This is a genomic window from Rahnella sp. RFA10(1/100) (assembly GCF_004195115.1).
In the GTDB taxonomy this organism is placed as follows: Bacteria; Pseudomonadota; Gammaproteobacteria; order Enterobacterales; family Enterobacteriaceae; genus Rahnella; species Rahnella perminowiae.
The window spans coordinates 39,750-61,724 of sequence record NZ_SEWR01000003.1 but is presented as its reverse complement, the minus strand read 5'-3'; the positions used below and the strand labels follow the sequence as shown (position 1 = coordinate 61,724).

The 21,975-nt window shown below is 49.9% G+C and carries 18 protein-coding genes; 12 read left to right on the top strand and 6 right to left on the bottom strand.

Features of this window, described 5'->3' with window-relative positions:
* From cyoA to ETV65_RS10655, 3 genes are all read right to left on the bottom strand, one after another.
* The gene (cyoA, locus tag ETV65_RS10665; RefSeq protein ID WP_129952841.1) at positions 1–960 is read right to left on the bottom strand and encodes a cytochrome o ubiquinol oxidase subunit II; all 960 of its coding nucleotides are present in this window, start codon (positions 958–960) and stop codon (positions 1–3) included.
* Positions 961–1,391: 431 nt separating this feature from the next.
* On the bottom strand, positions 1,392–2,870 hold the full coding sequence (ampG, locus tag ETV65_RS10660; RefSeq protein ID WP_129952840.1) for a muropeptide MFS transporter AmpG: 1,479 nt from the start codon (positions 2,868–2,870) through the stop codon (positions 1,392–1,394).
* A gap of 148 nt (positions 2,871–3,018) precedes the next feature.
* Positions 3,019–3,597 carry a lipoprotein gene (locus ETV65_RS10655; RefSeq protein ID WP_129952839.1) on the bottom strand — a complete coding sequence of 193 codons (579 nt, stop codon included), beginning with the start codon at positions 3,595–3,597 and terminating at the stop codon, positions 3,019–3,021.
* A 328-nt stretch (positions 3,598–3,925) separates the two neighbouring features.
* Between ETV65_RS10655 and bolA the strand changes: the two genes are divergently transcribed.
* The 9 genes from bolA (at position 3,926) to ETV65_RS10605 (ending at position 14,626) form a co-directional block, all read left to right on the top strand.
* Complete coding sequence (gene bolA, locus ETV65_RS10650; protein ID WP_112151718.1) at positions 3,926–4,240, top strand: transcriptional regulator BolA; 315 nt, start codon at positions 3,926–3,928, stop codon at positions 4,238–4,240.
* A 433-nt stretch (positions 4,241–4,673) separates the two neighbouring features.
* Positions 4,674–5,978, top strand: a complete 1,305-nt coding sequence (gene tig, locus ETV65_RS10640) for a trigger factor (RefSeq protein ID WP_129952838.1) — start codon at positions 4,674–4,676, stop codon at positions 5,976–5,978.
* A gap of 414 nt (positions 5,979–6,392) precedes the next feature.
* On the top strand, positions 6,393–7,016 hold the full coding sequence (gene clpP, locus ETV65_RS10635; RefSeq protein WP_013576640.1) for an ATP-dependent Clp endopeptidase proteolytic subunit ClpP: 624 nt from the start codon (positions 6,393–6,395) through the stop codon (positions 7,014–7,016).
* A 208-nt stretch (positions 7,017–7,224) separates the two neighbouring features.
* Positions 7,225–8,499, top strand: a complete 1,275-nt coding sequence (gene clpX / locus ETV65_RS10630) for an ATP-dependent protease ATP-binding subunit ClpX (RefSeq protein ID WP_095924953.1) — start codon at positions 7,225–7,227, stop codon at positions 8,497–8,499.
* A gap of 191 nt (positions 8,500–8,690) precedes the next feature.
* Positions 8,691–11,045, top strand: coding sequence for an endopeptidase La (gene lon, locus ETV65_RS10625; RefSeq protein WP_129952837.1), 2,355 nt, complete (start codon positions 8,691–8,693; stop codon positions 11,043–11,045).
* Positions 11,046–11,261: 216 nt separating this feature from the next.
* The gene (hupB, locus tag ETV65_RS10620) at positions 11,262–11,537 is read left to right on the top strand and encodes a nucleoid-associated protein HU-beta (protein WP_013576637.1); all 276 of its coding nucleotides are present in this window, start codon (positions 11,262–11,264) and stop codon (positions 11,535–11,537) included.
* A gap of 165 nt (positions 11,538–11,702) precedes the next feature.
* Positions 11,703–13,583 (top strand): peptidylprolyl isomerase, encoded by a 1,881-nt coding sequence (gene ppiD / locus ETV65_RS10615; protein ID WP_129952836.1) that lies wholly within the window; start codon positions 11,703–11,705, stop codon positions 13,581–13,583.
* Between the two features lie 139 nt (positions 13,584–13,722).
* Positions 13,723–14,106 carry a helix-hairpin-helix domain-containing protein gene (locus ETV65_RS10610; RefSeq protein WP_129952835.1) on the top strand — a complete coding sequence of 128 codons (384 nt, stop codon included), beginning with the start codon at positions 13,723–13,725 and terminating at the stop codon, positions 14,104–14,106.
* A 118-nt stretch (positions 14,107–14,224) separates the two neighbouring features.
* Entirely contained in the window at positions 14,225–14,626 is a 402-nt protein-coding gene (locus ETV65_RS10605; protein WP_129952834.1) for a YbgC/FadM family acyl-CoA thioesterase, read from the top strand.
* 109 nt (positions 14,627–14,735) lie between these two features.
* Here ETV65_RS10605 and queC read toward each other — a convergent pair whose 3' ends face one another.
* Positions 14,736–15,434, bottom strand: a complete 699-nt coding sequence (gene queC / locus ETV65_RS10600) for a 7-cyano-7-deazaguanine synthase QueC (protein WP_129952833.1) — start codon at positions 15,432–15,434, stop codon at positions 14,736–14,738.
* 109 nt (positions 15,435–15,543) lie between these two features.
* Positions 15,544–17,256, bottom strand: a complete 1,713-nt coding sequence (locus ETV65_RS10595; protein ID WP_129952832.1) for an SgrR family transcriptional regulator — start codon at positions 17,254–17,256, stop codon at positions 15,544–15,546.
* A 193-nt stretch (positions 17,257–17,449) separates the two neighbouring features.
* On the opposite strand from ETV65_RS10595, the gene cof reads away from it, so the two are divergent.
* The gene (gene cof / locus ETV65_RS10590; RefSeq protein ID WP_129952831.1) at positions 17,450–18,268 is read left to right on the top strand and encodes an HMP-PP phosphatase; all 819 of its coding nucleotides are present in this window, start codon (positions 17,450–17,452) and stop codon (positions 18,266–18,268) included.
* A gap of 172 nt (positions 18,269–18,440) precedes the next feature.
* Here the strand turns inward: cof and ETV65_RS10585 are convergent, their stop codons facing one another.
* Entirely contained in the window at positions 18,441–19,484 is a 1,044-nt protein-coding gene (locus ETV65_RS10585) for a PLP-dependent cysteine synthase family protein (protein WP_129952830.1), read from the bottom strand.
* A 120-nt stretch (positions 19,485–19,604) separates the two neighbouring features.
* Here ETV65_RS10585 and ETV65_RS10580 point away from each other — a divergent pair, with 120 nt between their 5' ends.
* The gene (locus tag ETV65_RS10580; protein WP_129952829.1) at positions 19,605–20,060 is read left to right on the top strand and encodes an Lrp/AsnC family transcriptional regulator; all 456 of its coding nucleotides are present in this window, start codon (positions 19,605–19,607) and stop codon (positions 20,058–20,060) included.
* Positions 20,061–20,196: 136 nt separating this feature from the next.
* Positions 20,197–21,969: a SmdA family multidrug ABC transporter permease/ATP-binding protein gene (locus tag ETV65_RS10575; protein WP_129952828.1), complete on the top strand. Its 1,773-nt coding sequence runs from the start codon at positions 20,197–20,199 to the stop codon at positions 21,967–21,969.
* The last annotated feature ends 6 nt before the right edge of the window (positions 21,970–21,975 follow it).

The window sequence follows — 21,975 nt, the reverse complement described above, 5'->3', positions numbered from 1 at the left end:
TTATTCCTCGGCTCCGGCTGCGTGAGACTGTCCACCCATATCCATGCCTTTCATGTCAGCGCCTGCAGGTATTGGCATGGTATGACCTTCCGGCGCTGCCTTCATGTCATGCATGGAGTATTTGCCAATGATTTCTTTAAACAAACCAGGTTTTGCAACAGAGAAGTATTCGACCGGGTTGTCGATGCTCTGTACAGCCAGTTTGTTGAAGTCATCAGTTGTCGCCAGCTGATTCGGTGCACTTTTCACTTTCGCTACCCAGGTGTCGAAATCGGCACGGGTTGGAGTCGCAATTGTGTTGAACTTCATACCTGAGAAGCCGCGGCCGCTGAAGCTTGCTGAAATGCCTTTATACGTACCCGCTTCATTTGCAATCAAATGCAGCTGAGTTTGCATACCGGCCATCGCATAAATCTGCCCGCCTAACTGAGGAATGAAGAACGAGTTCATCACAGAGTCTGAAGTGACTTTGAACTGAACAGGCACATCTTTAGGAATAACCAGTTCGTTAACGGTCGCGATGCCCTGTTCTGGATAAATGAACAACCATTTCCAGTCCAGAGAAACGACTTCAACCGTCATCGGTTTTTGGTCAGTCACAATTGGCTTGAACGGATCAAGCGAGTGGGTGGTTTTCCAGGTAATCGTTGCCAGGATGGCAATGATAATAATTGGAACTGTCCAGACGACGGCTTCAATTTTGTTGGAGTGGGACCAATCAGGACTGTATTTTGCTTTTGTATTGGAAGCGCGATACTTCCAGGCAAAGGCAAACGCCATGATAATAACTGGTATAACAACGATCAGCATTAAACCGATAGCGGTTAAAATCAGCGTTCTCTGCTCAAGTCCAATTGCTCCCTTGGGATCCATCAATGCCGTATTGCAACCGCTCAACATTACTGCGGAGGCAAATAAGGACAACATCCCAATACTTTTATTGTATTTCTTAAGTCTCATCTAACGACCTCAATAACTAGGGCTCTATTGTCGCTTCAGGTGTGCGGGCATTTTACGGGAAGGTTGCAGGACTGTAAACACGCTTAAACAAGTGTCAAAGCGCTGTTGACACTTTATGTTAACGCAGTCACACATGTCACGGAACGTGACAATTTACAGTCGGCAACAATATGTTGCGTATGGATTTTTTTCTATAGTGATGAAAAACAAGGAGTGACAGATTTTGACATTATAATTACCGTGCGATATCGCATCGGTAGGTTTAATTAATGTTAAATTAATGTAGACGGCAGGTGAAATAAAAGCACAAAAAGCACGAAAGAAAATTATCCCTGAAAATATTATTTTTTCTGGATTTAATTTATTGCCTCATATGTAGAGATAATTTGTTAAATGAAATACGCCATTCATTTCGAATGAATGGCGGTAAATCAGGCACGTGCAGTACGGCGCAGAGATAAAAAATCGAGCAGGCTGCCTAAAATAACGCCAGTCAGGCAAATGATGGCACCCGCTTGTAACAGGATTGTCGCCAGACTTTGCCAGGATGCCCATCCGGCACTGTCGATTATCAGCGTGAGCAGCCAGAGTACCAATAACACGCTGCCCGTCAGCATGCAACGTAACGCCCAGCGGTACGGGGCGGCGAAGTGAATGCGTGGCAGGAAAGCCTCTGTTTTTTGAGTGTATTCAAGAGTCTGCCGGCAAACTGCAAGCAGTAACAAGCCGGGTATAGCGGCCACAATCGAGAAAAGATAAAACCAAGGCCAGCCGTAAGCTTCAACGAACCATCCGGCAATCGGCCCGACATATACGCGTCCCACGGCAGACAATGCTGAAAGCAGCGCAAACTGGGTGGCAGAGAATGACCGATTACACAGTGTCATGAGCAACGCCACGAATGCAGCTGTCCCCATACCGCCACACAGGTTCTCAAAGAAAATCGCCGCGCCCATGGTGGTTAAATCTTTATCGGTAATGGCCAGGATCCAGTAACCGGCGTTGGAAACAGCCTGTAAAATCCCGAACAACATGAGTGCGCGGAACATGCTCAGACGCTGCATTAACATTCCGCCAAATAAGGCGCCGATAATCGTTGCCATCAGCCCGAGCGTTTTATTTACCAGCCCGACCTCCCCGGCATCAAAGCCAACGCCACGGATTAAAAATGTTGTACTCAGGCTACCTGCAAAGGCATCGCCCATTTTGTACATGACGATAAGCAGCAAAATCAGCCAGGCATTGTTGCGGCCGAAAAAATCTTTAAGCGGGGAGATAACAGCCATCTCAATACTGCGAGGCGCGGGTTGGGCGTTTTGAGGTTCCGGTGCTAACAGGGTAGCGAGAACGCCTATCAGCATCAGACCCGCCATCAGCCAGTACATATGCTGCCAGCCGAGATACCGGTCAGCCAGCCATAACGCCAGTCCCCCTGAGACCAGCATCGCCAGACGGTAACCCAGGACCGACACGGCGGCACCATTTCCGCGTTCTTCCGGTGGCAGTACATCGGTTTTATACGCGTCGAAAACGATGTCCTGCGACGCCGAGGCGAAGGCGATCAGTACGGCCAGCGCAGCCAGCCAGAATAAGTCTTTTGAGGGATCCATAAATCCCATCGCGAAAATCGCCAGGACCAACAGCAACTGCGTCAGGATCAGCCATCCTCGTCTGCGCCCGAGAAAAGAGGGGGTATAGCGATCCATCATCGGCGACCATAAGAATTTAAACACGTAGGCCTGACCTACCAGCGAAAAAATACCGATGGTTTTCAGGTCGACATTTTCGACCGTCATCCACGCTTGCAATGTGCCGGACGTCAGCGCCAGGGGTAAACCGGAAGCGAAGCCCAGAAGCAATAAAATGACCGTATTGCGTTGCGTGAAAATTTTAAAGTACTGACTGATCATGAAAATTGTGTTCCTGCGAACCGTTGAGAGAGTGGCGCACATGCATAATAAAGGAAGGGATACATTTCAGGAAAGATAATCGCTGGCTGTAAAAAGCATTCTGCCCGGACGAGCCGGGCAGAATTCATCATGTAAACTTCAGCTGAACTTAACGGGCGTTTGCTTTGATGAAGTCGCTGATGCTGGTATCTGACGCCATGTCACTGATGACATCGCCTAGTGTGGTGTTAACGGCATTGGTGATTTTTGCGTTAGTCGCAGACAGTGCACCCTGAACGTTATACGTCGAGCGGTAGTTTTTTACCTGCTTGCTGCCGTTTTTCGCCGTCGCGATGATAGAAATATCGGCTTTGGTGGTGATGTTATAACGCAGGTTCCCTTCCTGAACGTCAGCATACAGTTTGTTCACCACAATTTGCAGATCAACGGCACCGTCAGCACCGACCATGTAGCCCCGGGCAGTCATTTGCTTCTCCAGAGATTCCTGCAGCAGGAAGCGAAGATCACGTGACGGGGTCAGGGAAATCAGCTGACCATCGCGGTTCACTTTCGCCAGTGCCTGATCCTGACGCTGGTCAGCACCATTAATGCTGATAGTAATCCCCTGCAGGGTAGGATCCTGGGAAGGCAGAACAATTTTCGGGGAAACATCCAGCGTGTTAGTGCTGGTAGCGCAACCCGCCAGCATAAAGAGCGCCAGAACAGGGAAAATAATTTTCTTTAGCATGTGTATTTTCTCAATATTAATAAGGGAATAGTGCTCAAAAATTTGCCGACATCATAACATTGCCATTTGCCGGGGGAAGTCCCAACAATCCGGAAAAATGTGTTTTTCGCGTTTTTTTTCAGCAAAGTCACAGTAAAGCGGCGAACGGCTGATGTCATCCGTGGCTAAGCGGCACTTTATTTGACAGACTGAGCGGCATTTTTATCAATCCGCAGCAGAAATTTATTCTTCTGGTGTGCATAGAATCTGGAAAGCCGCCTATCATTATAAGAGGATAGGGGTACCAGACAGGCGCAGTTCTCTGCTGATGCGGTGTAAGGAGATTGCTATGATTCGTGAGCAAATAGAAGCAAAATTAGTTGAAGCATTCGAACCTGCGTTTCTGGAAGTGACTGACGAAAGCTATCGTCATAATGTCCCGGCAGGCTCTGAGAGCCATTTTAAAGTGGTCATGGTGTCCGATAAGTTTATCGGGGAGCGTTTCCTGGCGCGCCATCGAGCCATCTACGGGAAATTAACCGAGGAGCTGGCAGGCAGTGTACATGCGCTGGCTTTGCACACGTATACCTTGAAAGAATGGGAAGGCTTACAGGATACGGTACCGGCTTCACCGCCATGTCGTGGTGCGGGCACAATGGCCTGACAGTGGCGATCTGATTCACAAAAGGCATAAATATCGGCATTTGACACGGTAAAACTGGAACTTTCCTTGTCAGATGCGGTATTAGTAGGTGCGAATTTCAAGAAACGGCCTGCGGGCCGTTTTTGTTTTTCTTCTGACGGACTGACGGCAAGAGGTTTGTGCCTCTGAAATGACCGCATTTTTCGAAGGATCGAGTCCCGTGTGAGTTTCCCTCCCGCGCATCAGAGACCGTCCTCGACTCAATGCGTATGCGCCGCTATAATGTCGCGTCTAATTTTTCCGGAATGGTTTCGGACGCTCTCGAATACAGGGCTACGTTCTGATACAGAACTGTCCCGGTTCTTAGAAGTCGTTTTCAAGGTAAGTTTGCGCTCATCTTGAGAACGACTTCTGGAGTTGACCGAGCACTGTGATTTTTTTTTGAGGTAACAAGATGCAAGTTTCTGTTGAAACCACTCAAGGCCTTGGGCGCCGCGTAACGATTACTGTTCCTGCTGAAAGCATTGAAAAAGCAGTGAGCAGTGAACTGATCAACGTCTCTAAAAAAGTACGTATTGACGGCTTCCGTAAAGGCAAAGTACCCAGCCATATCATCGAACAGCGTTACGGCGCATCAGTACGTCAGGACGTACTGGGTGATCTGATGCAACGCAATTTCGTTGATGCGATCATCAAAGAAAAAATCAATCCAGCTGGCGCACCTAACTATATCCCGGGTGAGTACAAGCAGGGTGAAGACTTCAACTTCTCCGTAGAATTTGAAGTGTACCCGGAAGTTGAGCTGAAAGATCTGGAAAACATCGAAGTTGAAAAACCGGTTGTTGAAGTTAACGACGCTGATGTTGACACCATGCTGGAAACTCTGCGTAAGCAACAAGCGGACTGGAAAGAAACTGATGCTGCTGCCACTGCTGAAGACCGCGTAACTGTTGATTTCTCCGGTTCTATTGACGGTGAAGAATTCGAAGGCGGTAAAGCTTCTGATTTCGTACTGGCTATGGGCCAGGGCCGCATGATCCCAGGCTTCGAAGACGGTCTGGTTGGTCACAAAGCCGGTGAAGAATTCACTATTGACGTGAACTTCCCGGAAGATTACCACGCTGAAAACCTGAAAGGTAAAGCGGCTAAGTTTGCTATTACCCTGAAGAAAGTTGAACAACGTGAGCTGCCAGAGCTGACGCCAGAATTCATCAAACGTTTCGGCGTGGCTGATGGTTCTGTAGAAGGTCTGCGCGCTGAAGTGCGTAAAAACATGGAACGCGAGCTGAAAGGTGCTGTTCGTAACCGCATCAAAACTCAGGCAATTGACGGTCTGGTCAGCGCTAACGAAATCGACGTGCCATCTGCATTGATCGACGGTGAAGTGGATGTTCTGCGTCGTCAGGCTGCACAACGTTTTGGCGGCAACGAAAAACAAGCGCTGGAACTGCCACGCGAATTGTTCGAAGAGCAAGCTAAGCGTCGTGTCGTTGTCGGTTTGCTGCTGGGCGAAGTCATCAGCCAGCACGAACTGAAAGCTGATGAAGATCGCGTTAAAGCGCTGATCGAAGAAATGGCATCAGCGTACGAAGATCCACAAGAAGTGGTTGAGTTCTACAGCAAAAATAAAGAGCTGATGAACAACATGCGTAACGTCGCGCTGGAAGAACAAGCGGTCGAAACTCTGTTGTCTAAAGCGAAAGTGACCGAAAAGGCCACGACTTTTACTGAGCTGATGAACCAGACTCAACCTGCATAATTTTAATGCACATTGCTGAACCTGTTTACAGGTTTGCTTCCAAAGCCCGCAGTTTTTACTGCGGGCTTTTTATTTCCTGAAAATCAGGTATTTTTGTTTTTGACTGTTGTTTTTGCACTATATTTATCAATATAAGGCACAGCCGACGTAGAAACCGTTGACCGCCCCCCTCAGGATGGTTTTTTACGGAGCCTGGGGCGCGTCAAAAAAAGAAATGTCCCTGCAGGCTTGAAAAAGGGGGCAATTTCCCCCATTGATAAGAACTAACCCAGGTAAATTTGTACTTAAAATCTGACTGATAAACACCGTCAGGCGTGTAAATGGCGACTTGGCCGCTTGAGCATAGTCATGTGTGCCTATCTCAAGTAGAATTGATGTTAAATAGCGCCAAACAGAATCTATTAGGAGACGGTTATGTCATACAGTGGTGAAAGAGAGCAATTTGCACCAAACATGGCGTTGGTACCCATGGTGGTTGAGCAAACTTCACGGGGCGAGCGTTCATACGACATCTTCTCCCGTCTGCTTAAGGAACGTATTATCTTCCTGACCGGTCAGGTCGAAGACCATATGGCTAACCTGATTGTTGCCCAGATGCTATTCCTGGAAGCAGAAAGCCCGGAAAAAGACATTTATCTGTATATCAACTCACCGGGTGGCGTGATCACTGCCGGTATGTCGATTTATGACACCATGCAGTTTATCAAACCAGATGTCAGCACGATTTGTATGGGACAAGCATGTTCAATGGGTGCATTCCTGCTGACCGCCGGGGCTGAAGGCAAACGTTTTTGCCTGCCAAACTCACGGGTAATGATCCACCAGCCACTGGGTGGTTTCCAGGGTCAGGCAACAGATATCGAAATCCACGCTAAAGAAATCCTGAAAGTGAAATCTCGTATGAATGAACTGATGGCGAAACATACGGGAAAATCTCTTGAAGAAATAGAGCGTGACACTGAGCGTGATCGTTTCCTGTCCGCTGATGAGGCTGTACAGTACGGGTTAGTAGACTCCGTATTTACCCATCGCGCCTGACGGCTTATTTCTGCCGGGCTGATGGTCTATAGTTATACTCATACGGTCGTCTCAACGGCAGAGCTTGAGCCACTAAAGCTCTGCTGAAATGAGTCATAACAGGAATGAACAGACATCAGCCAAACAAACATGCGGCTGTTGTGTAATATAGTGGTGTCGTGGTGTTATTGTTACGCTGCGGGACTGATACCAGAGAAGAGGTTTACTGATGACAGATAAGCGCAAAGACGGTTCAGGAAAGCTGCTGTACTGCTCTTTTTGCGGCAAAAGCCAGCATGAAGTTCGTAAGCTGATTGCCGGGCCGTCAGTGTATATCTGCGATGAATGTGTCGATTTATGTAATGACATTATTCGCGAAGAGATCAAAGAAGTCGCGCCACACCGTGAACGCAGTGCACTACCGACGCCGCATGAAATCCGTCAGCACCTTGACGATTATGTTATCGGCCAGGAACCTGCGAAAAAAGTGCTGGCAGTGGCGGTCTATAATCACTACAAGCGCCTGCGTAATGGCGATACCAGCAACGGTATCGAATTAGGTAAGAGCAACATTCTGCTGATCGGGCCGACCGGTAGTGGTAAAACGCTGCTGGCTGAAACCCTGGCACGTTTCCTGGATGTGCCATTTACGATGGCCGATGCGACCACCCTGACCGAAGCCGGTTATGTGGGGGAAGACGTCGAAAATATCATTCAGAAACTGCTACAGAAATGCGATTACGATGTTCAGAAAGCGCAACGCGGTATTGTTTATATCGATGAAATCGACAAGATTTCCCGCAAATCGGACAACCCATCGATCACGCGTGACGTGTCCGGTGAAGGTGTTCAGCAGGCGCTGTTGAAACTGATTGAAGGCACGGTGGCTGCCGTTCCACCGCAAGGCGGACGCAAGCATCCACAGCAGGAATTCCTGCAGGTTGATACCTCGAAAATTCTGTTTATCTGTGGCGGTGCTTTTGCCGGCCTGGATAAAGTCATCGGACAGCGTATCAATACCAATACCGGTATCGGTTTCGGTGCCGAAGTGAAAGGCAAAGAGCAGAAAGCGACGGAAGGTCAGTTACTGGCTCAGGCAGAACCTGAAGATTTGATCAAATTTGGCCTGATCCCAGAGTTCATTGGCCGTCTGCCCGTGGTGGCGACCCTGAGTGAGCTGAATGAAGAAGCTCTGATTCAGATTCTGAAAGAGCCGAAAAATGCGCTGACTAAGCAATATCAGGCATTGTTCAATCTGGAAGGCGTTGAACTGGAATTCCGGGACGAAGCACTGACGGCGATCGCGAAAAAAGCCATGGTCCGTAAAACCGGGGCCCGCGGTCTGCGTTCCATTGTGGAAGCTGCATTGCTGGATACTATGTATGATCTGCCATCTCTCGAAGATGTCGAGAAAGTGGTTATTGATGAATCCGTGATTGCGGGTCAGTCAGAACCTCTGATGATTTATGGCAAACCAGAAGCGCAACAAGCATCTGGCGAATAATTAGCCAATCTATCCAGAGAGTTAGCCACGAAATGGGGGATTTTGTCCCCCATTTTTTTTTCGCACATTCTTATCGTTGAATGTCGGACATTCATCCCCATATACTCAGTTAACGACTTGCTGAAACCCGTCTGACTCGTGTTTCACGAGATTTCCTTAACCTGGCGGAAGCTAAACTAAGAGAGAGCTCTATGAACCCTGAGCGTTCTGAACGCATAGAAATCCCCGTATTGCCTCTGCGCGATGTGGTGGTTTATCCGCACATGGTGATCCCGTTGTTTGTTGGCAGGGAAAAATCGATACGATGCCTCGAAGCCGCAATGGATCACGACAAAAAAATCATGCTGGTGGCCCAGAAAGAAGCCTCAACAGATGAGCCGGGCGTTAACGATCTCTTCTCCGTGGGTACGGTTGCCTCAATATTACAAATGCTGAAGCTCCCGGACGGCACGGTCAAAGTGCTGGTGGAAGGGTTACAACGCGCGCGTATTACGACACTTTCTGACAGTGGCGAGCATTTTGCTGCCCAGGCGGAATACCTGGAATCTCCGGCTGTGGATGAACGCGAGCAGGAAGTTCTGGTGCGTACTGCGATTAATCAGTTTGAAGGTTACATCAAGCTGAACAAAAAGATCCCGCCGGAAGTGCTGACTTCGCTCAACAGCATTGAAGACGCTGCACGTCTGGCTGATACCATCGCTGCACATATGCCACTGAAACTCGCTGACAAACAATCTGTCTTGGAAATGTTTGATATCACCGAGCGTCTGGAATATCTGATGGCGATGATGGAATCGGAAATTGACCTGTTGCAGGTTGAGAAACGCATTCGCAATCGTGTCAAAAAACAGATGGAAAAAAGTCAGCGTGAGTACTATCTGAACGAGCAAATGAAAGCGATTCAGAAAGAACTCGGTGAAATGGATGACACACCTGACGAACACGAAGCGCTGAAACGCAAAATCGAAGCGGCCAAAATGCCGAAAGATGCGCGTGAAAAAACCGAAGCTGAGCTGCAAAAACTGAAAATGATGTCGCCGATGTCCGCCGAGGCCACGGTTGTCCGTGGTTATATCGACTGGATGCTTCAGGTGCCATGGAATGCCCGCAGCAAAGTTAAAAAGGACTTGCGCAAAGCACAGGAAGTTCTGGATACCGACCATTATGGTCTGGAGCGTGTCAAAGACCGCATTCTGGAATATCTCGCTGTGCAGAGTCGTGTCAGCAAAATTAAAGGGCCTATCCTCTGTCTGGTGGGGCCTCCGGGCGTGGGTAAAACCTCACTGGGTCAGTCAATCGCACGCGCGACTGGCCGTCAGTATGTGCGAATGGCGCTGGGTGGCGTACGTGATGAAGCGGAAATCCGCGGTCACCGTCGTACCTATATCGGTTCCATGCCGGGCAAACTGATCCAAAAAATGGCTAAAGTAGGGGTTAAAAACCCGCTGTTCCTGCTTGATGAGATCGACAAGATGTCATCGGATATGCGTGGCGATCCGGCCTCTGCCTTGCTGGAAGTCTTGGATCCGGAACAAAACGTGGCGTTCAACGATCACTATCTGGAAGTCGATTATGACCTGTCAGATGTGATGTTTGTGGCGACCTCTAACTCCATGAATATCCCGGCTCCGCTGCTGGACCGTATGGAAGTGATTCGTCTTTCCGGTTATACCGAAGACGAAAAATTGAACATCGCCAAACAGCATCTGTTACCGAAGCAGCTTGAACGCAATGCGCTTAAGCAGAACGAACTGACTGTGGATGACAGCGCAATCATCGGTATTATCCGTTTCTATACCCGTGAAGCGGGTGTACGTAGTCTGGAACGTGAGTTGTCGAAACTGTGCCGTAAAGCGGTTAAGCAATTGCTGATGGATAAAGACACCAAGCATATTGAAATCAACGGCGACAACCTGAAAGATTTCCTGGGTGTGCAGAAGGTCGATTATGGCCGTGCTGATACCGAAAACCGTGTAGGTCAGGTTACAGGTCTGGCGTGGACCGAAGTGGGTGGCGAACTGCTGACCATCGAAACGGCCTGCGTACCGGGCAAGGGTAAGCTGACTTATACCGGTTCTCTGGGGGAAGTCATGCAGGAATCTATTCAGGCCGCGCTGACGGTTGTCCGTTCACGTGCAGACAAACTGGGTATTAATCCTGACTTCTACGAAAAACGTGATATTCACGTTCACGTACCAGAAGGGGCAACGCCAAAAGACGGTCCGAGTGCGGGTATTGCTATGTGTACCGCGCTGGTGTCTTGTCTGACAGGCAACCCCGTTCGTGCAGATGTTGCGATGACCGGTGAAATCACGCTGCGTGGTCTGGTTCTGCCAATTGGTGGTCTGAAAGAAAAACTGCTGGCAGCCCATCGTGGCGGCATTAAAGTGGTTCTGATCCCGGACGACAATAAACGTGATCTGGAAGAAATTCCGGCAAACGTGCTGGCAGATCTTGAGATCCACCCGGTAAAACGCATTGATGATGTTCTGAACATTGCACTGCAAAATCCGGCCTACGGCGCATTGCCGGTGGCAGCAAAATAGTGACTTCAGCTTACACAGTTGAATAAAACTGAGGCTGGCAGGTGAAATCTCACTTGCCAGCTTTTTTTTGTGCCGTTAACTTAGTCAACGGTCATAGAGTTTCAGGCTGCTTTCAGTCGCTTGCATCGCTCTGACAAGATTGATATAACAGCAGCGCGGTCACGTCCGTAGGGAAAATGCGCCGTGATGAACGAATTTTAAGAGGGGATGATAAGAGTGAATAAGTCACAATTGATCGACAAAATTGCTGCAGGCGCTGATATTTCTAAAGCCGCAGCGGGACGTGTTTTAGATGCTGTTCTTGCATCTGTCACTGACACCCTGAAAGCTGGGGATGAAGTAGCTCTGGTTGGTTTTGGGACTTTCTCTGTGCGCGAACGTTCAGCACGTACTGGTCGTAACCCACAGACCGGTAAAGAAATCAGCATTGCAGCGGCTAAAGTGCCTGGCTTCCGTGCAGGTAAAGCGCTGAAAGATGCCGTTAACGGTTAATTACCCGCAGACTGACGTCGAAACTGTGTGAAGCGCATCACTGATGCTTTTTCATTCAGGTCTGGTTGTTAAACAATAACCTGACGTCATCGGGCTGGTAAGGTAAGATATAAGGCGCATCGAAAACGGTGCGCTTTTTTTATTACAGCGGAGTGTTGCCACACTATGATGGACAATTTACGCGCGGCCGCCAATCACGTCGTGCTCAAAATCATTCTGGCCCTGATTATTCTGTCCTTTATTTTGACAGGGGTGGGCAACTACCTGATCGGCGGTTCAGGCGACTATGCAGCGAAAGTGAATGGTCAGGAAATAGGACGTGCTCAGCTGGAACAGGCAGTTCAAAACCAGCGTAGCCGTTTGCAACAGCAGCTTGGAGATCAATTCTCTGCGCTTGCGGGCAGCGACGGTTATATGCAGCAATTACGCCAGGAATCCCTGAGCAATCTGATTGATGTCACTTTGCTGGATCAGTATTCCAAAAAATTAGGCATTACCGTCAGCGATCAGCAGATCAAAGACGCGATTATTGCCACCCCGCAATTCCAGACTGACGGGCGTTTCGACAACGCTAAATATCTGCAAAGCATCCAGGGTATGGGATACACCGCCGATAATTTTGCGCAGCTGATGAAACAACAACTCATCAGTCAGCAGCTGGAACAGGCCTATGGCCGGTCCGATTTCGTTCTGCCTGTGGAAAGCAAATCATTGGGTGAGCTGATTCTTCAGAGCCGTGATGTGCAGACTGCCACAGTGGATACCGATGCACTGGCAGCTAAACAGCAGGTCACTGATGCTGAATTGCAGGCATTCTACGATCAGAACAAGAACAACTTCCTCTCGCCTGAACAGGTGAAAGTCAGCTACATCGAAATGGATGCAGCGGCCATGCAGGGGAAAACAGATGTGTCGGATGCGGATATCAGCGCTTATTACGACCAGCATAAAAGCGAATTTGGTCAGCCTGAACGACGTCGCTACAGCGTTATTGTCCTGAAATCTCAGGCTGATGCTGATGCTGTGGCCGCCGAGCTGAAAAAAGGCACCGATTTCGCGGCGCTGGCTAAGTCTAAATCGACCGACACCCTGAGTGCCAAACAGGGGGGAGATCTGGGCTGGATGGAACCTGAAACCACGTTACCCGAATTTAAAAATGCCAATCTGACTACGAAAGGTCAGGTTTCCGGTGTGATTAAATCTGACAGCGGCTTCTTCATTCTGCGCCTTGATGATGTGACGCCTGAGCAGGTCAAACCGTTAGCTGACGTTCGCAACACGATTGCAGACAAGCTTAAACAAGAGAAATCACTGGATGCTTACTACGCGCTGCAACAGAAAGTCAGCGAAGCGGCAACCAATGACAACGAATCTCTGGCCTCAGCTGAAGAAGTTGCCGGTACGAAAGCGGTTCATACTGACTGGTTCACCCAAAATCAAATCCCGGCAGGTATTAATTTTAAACCTGTGGTACAGGCGATTTTCGACGGTGGCCTGATTGGTCAGGACGGTTCTCCGGGCAGTAACTCAGACATTATTACCGTTGATGGTGACCGGGCCTTTGTGGTTCGCGTGGATGCGCATAAAGCTGAAGGGGTCAAACCTTTCGCTGACGTGAAAGATCAGGTGACGACGCTGGTGAAGCGGCAGAAAGCACAGGATCAGGCGCGGATGGAAGGCGAGAAATTACTGACCGCGTTGAAAGATGGCAAAGGCGATGATGCCATGAAAGCTGCTGGCCTGACATTTGGCGCAGTCCAGAAAGTACAACGCAGCCAGCAACCTTCCGCATTCGAAGAAAACGTCTACGCGCTGCCTCATCCTCAGAAAGACAAGCCGGTTTATGGCCTGACTCAGGACGATAAAGGCAACAGCGTACTGGTCAAACTGAATGCGGTGACGCCAGGCACCCTTCCTGACGCCGATGCAGTACGTTTTAATCAGGAAATGCAACAGACCTCCTCGAATGTGACTTTTGATGCGCTACTGACCAACCTGCGCCAGGAAGCGAAAATTAAATACGGTTCTGCTGCACAAAACCAGTAAACGCCGCAAAGTTTTGCAACGCGTTGCAACAAACAAAAGGCCGCTTCCGCGGCCTTTTCCACATTTGAAAGTTGCCCATTGTCCGCTTTCTTTGCCTGATGCACTCTCTCCATGCTGTCAAACACATGGAGGATACAGCATGAAAAAATTAGGCATTACCTCACTTTCGTTAGCGCTGGCGCTGGGGCTTTCTACACTGCCTGTAATGTTGCAAGCCGCTCCCAATGCGACCAGTAGCGTGGCGACCACGGCACCGGCACCGGCGACGGCAGCCAGCAAAAACACTGGCCCGCAAGTGAAAAAGGAGCAAGTAGCCGTCACCGATGAAGGTACCGTAAGCATCAACACAGCGACGGCGGAAGAATTTGCCAGCGTGATGAACGGAGTCGGTATGAAAAAGGCGCAAGCCATTGTCAGTTATCGCGAAGAGCTGGGGAAATTTACGGATATTGAACAACTGCGTGAGGTGCCGGGGATCGGCGCCGCATTGTTTGAGCGTAACAGGGACCGTCTGAAATTGTGACGGATGTCGCGGCGGTGATCCCTTAACGGTTGCCGCCGTTTTCTTCTGCTAATCTCTAAAGACATCTGACCAGTTTGGTCGTATACCTCAGACGACTATCAGGAGTTTTTTAACGATTATGCATACGTTCATTAAAGTTCGCGGTTTTCACATTGATGTTTATCAACACGTAAATAATGCGCGTTATCTGGAGTTTCTTGAAACGGCGCGCTGGGAGTGGCTCGACAATCAGTCGGGTTTCCAGTGGATGAGCCAAAACAAGATTGCTTTCATTGTGGTGAATATCAACATCAACTACCGAAAACCGGCCGTACTGGGCGACGTTCTGCGTATAGACAGCAGCTTGCAGCAACTGAACGGACGCAGCGGTGTTCTCGAGCAGGTTGTTACCTGTGAAGGTGAAGTGGTTGCGGATGCGACGCTGACGTTCGTATGTATCGATTTGCGCACGCAAAAAGCGCTGCCGCTGGAAGGGGAATTGCTCGAACGGTTACGTGAACTGGAACTGGAAAACGATTAACCTTTTCGCTTTATACAAAATAACTGCCGTGTGGAAAGAACAAACAGACGGGCGGTTTGTAAGCCGCCCGTTACCGAAAGTCAGTCACTGCAACACCACAACCCTAATACTAGCGCAGCCCGGTTTTATTCTTCATGTTACTCATCACGCCCGCTTGATCCTGCATGTACTGTTGCAAGCCATTGGCGCGCAAATGGCATGCTGCACACTCACCGCAGCCATCACCGGCAATGCCGTTGTAGCAGGTTAACGTTTTATGGCGAACCAGATCCAGTTGCTGATAATAATCAGCCAGTGCCCAGGTTTCGGCTTTATTAAGCCACATTAACGGAGTCTCGAAGCGAACATCGCGTGCCAGACCCAGTGAGACGGCGGCATTCAGCGCCTTAACAAATTCATCGCGACAATCAGGATAACCGGAGAAGTCAGTTTCACACACACCGGTGATCACCGCTTCTGCCTGGATCTGATAGGCATAAATGGCTGCCAGTGTCAGAAATAGGATGTTCCGGCCGGGAACGAATGTACTCGGCAGGCCGCCGTTACTTTCATCATTAAAGTTTGGCACCGGAATATTATCGCGGGTCAGGCTGCTGACAGCCAGTTCGTTTAACAAACCGACATCCAGCAGTTTGTGGGCACGAGCACCCAGTTCCACAGACAGTTTTTGTGCGATCTCGATTTCTGCACGATGACGCTGACCATAATCGAAAGTAACGCAGTGGACTTCGTCATATTGCTGCAGAGCCTGAATCAGGCAGGTTGTTGAATCTTGTCCGCCGCTAAAAACCACCACTGCTCTTTTCATTAAGATTACCTGTTGTTAAAACCATTATCTAAAACCTACTGCGCACCGGGCAGTAAAATTGCCCTAATGTTACTTTCCTTTCCCTTCAGAGTGTAGTGAAACAGCTCCTTCAGGTACTTTCCGTTGGCAGTGGCGGCGGAACCCATGCCTGACAAAAATCGAACCAGCCCCATGCGGTGAGTTGCACTCCGCTGATGCGCGGTGGTGCGCTGACCTGATACTGATAGTTAAACAATGGCGTGACGATGGCTGATTGCATCCACTGAAAAAAATGATCGCGCAGTTCGTCCGAGCGATGATTTTCCAGCGGAATTTGCTGGATAGCGCTAAGGCGTTGTTGCTGGCGGCCATAATCTTCTTCACGCAGAATTCCTGGCCAGAGCGGATCTTGCTGTAACCAGTTTTCCAGTGATGCATCAGGGGATTCGCCAATCAGGCGATCACCGAGAAGCAGGTCAGCCGAGTCCAGCCGTGCATCATCTTCCCATAGTCGCCCGGCATGATACTTAATCTCCAGTGCACAACCTTCTTCCGCCAGCTTTTTCCGGAGCGCCTTCGCCACCAGCTCGAATTCAACCGGCGGGTGAAACAGTAATGTCAGTTTTGCAGGCAGCGGAACATCCGCATCATCGTGCAAAGGTATTGGCCAGCCAGGCAACATTTCCTTGCTGGCTTTCACCAGATCATGATCGATAGGTAAATTATCCAGCATGCCGCTGCGCTGAATAATACGGACGATTTTACGTGCCTGAGCCTCATTTAACACACCACGTTTAAGATTGGCAGCGATGTAGCAAAATCCCAGGCTGGTACTGCGTCTGACGGGTTTCACACGCGATAATTCATCCTGTTCCCCCAAAATGATCCGCACAGGATGCTGGCAACTGACGTTGCTCTTCTGCGCAAACAGTTGCGGCGTGATCCAAAATTCGATAGCTGCCAGATAAGGGTGCTGCAAGGCGTACAACGTATGTTGTTCCAGCCTGAGAAGTTCGGGCGAAAAGGTAGTCAGGCGAAAAGGGCCTGCACCGATATGCGGGTTATCAGGATGCGATAACAAGCAGTTCAGGTCGGCAAACCGGTGCGCCAGCCAGTAATCAGGTTTATCGAGTTCAAACTGCAGGCACAGTGCGTGCGGCTGTGACAATTTGCTCACGGATGCCAGATTATGTTTACCGCGCGGCGAATTTCTCAGTTGTTCAAAACGCGCCATCAATTGCGCCGTTTTAAGGGGTTCACCGTTATGCCAGAACAACTGGCTGCGCAGGAAAAACTGCCAGGTTTTGCCGTTATTACTGATTTGCCAGTGATGAGCAAGATCGGGCTGAGGGGTTGAATTTCCCGGAATAAAACGTGTCAGCCCTGCATGAATAGTATGGGCAAGATGCTGCTCAGCGCGACCGGTCAGTGTCAATGGATCCAGCGGCTGGAGAGGGCGATAGTAAGGAATGCGCAGTGTGGGCGCATCCTCCTGCCATTGTCCGCCCAAATGCGGTGCGAGCAATGCATTGAGATGGCTCGGATCCAACTGACTAAGTTGCAATGCGGCCGAATGTTCGCCATTTTTCAGCAGTGCCTGCAGATAGGCTCCCCGCAGATCTTCAGGTGTTCTCAGGCAACAGAGCGAGGCGCGTTTCCCGCGGCCGGCTTGCGATTGCCAGTCAATCCAGCCCGCATCCTGAAAATGTGCCAACAGTGTACGGGTATGCCGTTCACTGCAGCAGAATACCTCTGCCAGTTCTGCCACGGTAAACTGAACCGGATGTTGTCCGGTCTTCAGGTATAAACGCTGGAACTGATTTAGCCGGTTTTGCAGGCGCACGATAAACAGGAAGCCTTATTTTTTCAGATTAAATAATCTGCTCAGCCTATCGCACCTATGATGCCCTGGCTTGCAGTGAAGAGCCAAAGTGTGAACTAAAACCGGAACAGTATTCACAAACTGTTCACTATTAGTTCCGCAAATCGCAGTCCATACTTTGACGGTGAAAATCATTCCCTTTCTGAGAGAAAATATGTTCCGTTTAGCTGCATTTGATATGGATGGCACACTGCTTTTACCTGATCACACGCTGGGCGAAAAAACGCTGGCGACGCTACGACAGCTGGCCGAAAAGCCAATAAAACTGACGTTTGCGACTGGCCGTCATTATCTCGAAATGAAAGATATTCTGGCGAATATCGGGCTTGAAGGTTTTCTGATCACCGGAAACGGCACGCGCATTCATGACTTATCCGGGCACCGGCTGCATGCCAGTGACTTGTCCGAAGATTGTGCGCATGAGCTTTTACATACGCAATGGGACACGCCTGCCAGCTTGCATGTATTCCGTGATGACGGTTGGTTTACTGCTCTGGATGATCCGGATTTACTGATCCCGCATCAGTTCAGCGGCTTTCGCTACCAGTTACAGGATCTGCGTTTATTACCTGACTCCGGCAACAGCAAAGTTTGTTTCTGCGCACCGCACGAAACCCTGCTGGCGCTGGTACCGCAACTTGAAGCGCATTTCGGCCCGCGCCTTGACCTGTGTTTTTCAGCGGCAGACTGTCTGGATGTGCAGCCAGCCGGGAGCAATAAAGGCAGCGCTCTGGCGCTTCTTACTGCTGGTCTGGGTATCGATATGTCAGAATGCATGGCATTCGGCGATGCCATGAACGACAAGGAAATGCTGGAAAGTGTCGGGATGGGGCTGATCATGGGTAACGCCTTGCCTGTGCTGAAGGAACGAGCCTCTCATTTACAAATTATCGGACATTGCCGTAATCAGGCTGTGTCTCACTTTTTGCAACACTGGCTGCAGACTCCACACCTCACCTATTCCCCCGAATAATAAGGTATTGCAGCAAGCCGGGTTCACTTTAACTGTCCCGGCTTTTTTCCGTCATACTTCAAGCTGCAAAGGCGTTGGCTGCGTTTGCTCACCCGAATCATTTACTGATGTATGTTCATTGGGATTCACACATTTGCCGCCTGCCTGCAACGCGAATTATTTTTGATAAATATTAGTTAAGTCCTTCCAGTTGTGCCGCATAAACCGAAATATCACCGATATTATTCTCTACCCAGTGATTATCAAAATAGGTATTAAGATAACGTTCGCCGCTGTCGCAAAGCAGGGTAACGATCGAACCGGTTTCGCCTTTCTCTCGCATGTGTTTTGCCAGTTGCAATACTCCCCACATATTGGTGCCAGTCGAGCCGCCGACTTTTCTCCCCAGTACCTGCTCAAGCCAGCGGACGGCAGCAATGCTTGCGGCATCAGGCACTCGCATCATGCTGTCAATGACGTCAGGAATAAATGAGGGTTCGGCACGCGGGCGCCCAATACCTTCAATGCGACTGCTGCATTGTGCATTAACGCTGGCGTCACGTTGCTGAAAATAATCGTAAAAGACAGAGTTTTCCGGATCCACCACCACCAGTTCGGTATCGTGCCCCCGATAACGGATGTAGCGGCCAAGTGTTGCGGACGTTCCGCCGGTGCCGGCGCTCATTACCAGATAACGCGGCACCGGATGTGGTTCGCAGGACATCTGACGAAAAATACTGTCTGCAATATTATTGTTGCCGCGCCAGTCAGTGGCCCGCTCCGCGTAGGTAAACTGATCCATGTAATGGCCGTTCAGTTCTTTCGCGAGCTGCTCCGAGGCAGCATAAATCTGACCGGAGTTTTCGACAAAATGACAGCGGCCGCCATAAAACTCAATTTGTTGAATTTTGCGCGGGGCGGTACAGGCGGGCATCACGGCAATAAAGGGCAGGCCCAGAAGACGCGCGAAATAGGCTTCGGAGATGGCGGTACTGCCCGAAGATGCTTCAATAATCGGTGTATTCTCGCGGATCCAGCCATTACACAGGCCATATAAAAATAATGAGCGAGCCAGACGGTGCTTCAGGCTGCCGGAAGGGTGCGTGCTTTCATCCTTCAGATACAACGAAATTCCGGGAAAATCATTCAGTGCGAGACGGATTAAATGTGTGTCGGCTGAACGCTGATAATCGGCGTCGATTTCTCTGATGGCGTGATTGACCCAGGAATTACGCATGTTGCAGGCTCGTAAGTAAGTTTTGATAAGATAAAGAATAACGTAATCATTAGAGAAATAAGTTACTCTTTTTGCCATGAATACCCTTATTGAGAGAAAATATTTCTCCGGGAGAGCGAGATGATAGATAAAACTGACCGCGCACTTTTATCGTTGCTACAGAAGGATTGCACCCTTTCTCTCAACACACTGGCGGAGGCCGTCAATCTCACGACCACCCCTTGCTGGAAAAGAATAAAGCGTCTTGAAGATGAAGGGATTATTTGCGGGAAAGTGGCGTTGCTCGATGGTGAGAAACTGGGGCTGAGCCTGACGGCATTTGTGCTGATTAAGACGCAGCATCACAACAGCGAGTGGTATCAGCGATTTGTTCAGCAAGTCGAAGCGTTTCCGGAGGTGCTGGGTTTTTACCGGATGGCGGGCGAATACGATTACCTGCTGCAGGTTCAGGTCTCCGATATGAAAAGCTACGATAACTTTTACAAGCGACTTGTGAATGGCATTCCAGGACTGAACGATGTGACCTCAAGTTTTGCGATGGAGCGCATAAAATCGACCACTGCATTGCCGATTTAATGCAAAAGTTGCAGTAAAAAGTTTCATCAGAAACACTTGTTAACTCTGGTATCCTTGTCGGCCTGAAGAGGAAACGGGGAGTTCGGCTGCCGGTTTAACTCAATAAAATCATTATTATTTGTATGGAAAATGCTGCGTGAGATTGTTTGCACAACTGGGCTGGTACTTCCGGCGTGAATGGCGCCGGTATCTGGGAGCCGTCGCCTTACTGGTCATTATCGCCGTTCTGCAATTACTGCCGCCAAAACTGGTGGGGGTCATTATCGATGGTGTTACGTCAAAACAAATGTCTTACAGCATGCTTTTTGCGTGGCTTGGCCTGATGCTGGGTACGGCTGTTGTGGTCTACCTGCTGCGTTATGTCTGGCGTGTGCTGCTCTTTGGCGCGTCTTATCAGCTTGCAGTTGAACTGCGGCAGGACTTTTTTCGTCAGCTGAGTCGCCAGCATCCTGCTTTTTATCTGCGCCATCGCACGGGCGATTTAATTGCACGTGCTACGAATGACGTCGACCGTGTGGTGTTCGCTGCGGGGGAGGGCGTACTGACGCTGGTGGATTCTCTGGTCATGGGGTTGGCGGTACTTATCGTTATGGCAACCCAGATCAGCTGGGAACTGACATTACTCTCGCTGGTGCCGATGCCGGTGATGGCCATCATCATCAAGCGCTATGGCGACCAACTTCATTCCCGCTTCAAGACTGCACAAGCTGCGTTTTCCTCGCTTAACGATCAGGCGCAGGAAAGCCTGACCAGTATCCGCATGATCAAAGCTTTTGGCCTGGAGAATCATCAGTCATCGCAGTTTGCTGAAGTGGCTGCGGATACCGGTGCAAAAAATATGCGTGTCGCGCGCGTTGATGCCCGCTTTGATCCGACCATTTATGTTTCTATCGGCATGGCGAATCTGCTGGCCATCGGCGGCGGTAGCTGGATGGTCGTTAATGGTCACCTGACGCTGGGTGAACTCACCAGCTTTGTCATGTACCTTGGCCTGATGATCTGGCCGATGCTTGCGCTCGCCTGGATGTTTAACATCGTCGAACGTGGCAGTGCGGCCTACAGTCGTATTCGTAGCCTGTTGCAGGAAGCCCCCTCTGTTGTGGATGGCATCATCCCCCTACCGGCAGAGCGTGCGGTGCTGGAAGCCCGCATCACTGATTTCCATTATCCGGAAAATAGCCACGCTGCGTTAACGTCGGTCAATTTTTCCCTGCAACCTGGGCAAATGCTGGGGCTATGCGGTCCGACAGGTTCCGGTAAAAGCACGCTGTTGGCACTCCTTCAGCGCCAGTTCGATGTCACTGACGGGGATGTGCGTTATCACGGATTATCCCTTAAAGAAATTCAGCTTGATGACTGGCGTGCCCGTCTGGCTGTTGTCAGCCAAACGCCTTTCCTGTTTTCAGACACTGTCGCGCAGAATATCGCGCTCGGAAGACCTGATGCCACGCAGGAAGAGATTGAAGAAGCCGCGCGTCTCGCCAGCGTTCATGACGATATTCTGCGATTGCCTCAGGGATATGACACTGAAGTCGGCGAGCGTGGCGTCATGCTTTCCGGTGGTCAGAAGCAGCGTATTTCGATTGCACGTGCACTGCTCCTCAAAGCTGAAATTCTGATCCTTGATGATGCTTTATCCGCCGTTGATGGCCGGACAGAGCACCAGATCCTGCACAATCTTCGCCAGTGGGGCAGTGACCGTACGGTGATCATCAGTGCTCATCGTCTTTCAGCACTGACCGAAGCCAGTGAAATTTTGGTGTTCAGTCAGGGGAGTATTTCACAGCGTGGCAATCATGATCAGCTTGCTGCAGAACCCGGCTGGTACCGCGATATGTTCCGTTATCAGCAATTAGAAGCCGCGCTGGATGATGTGCCGCAGGAAAAGGAGCCGGAACACCGTGGCTGAACAAAA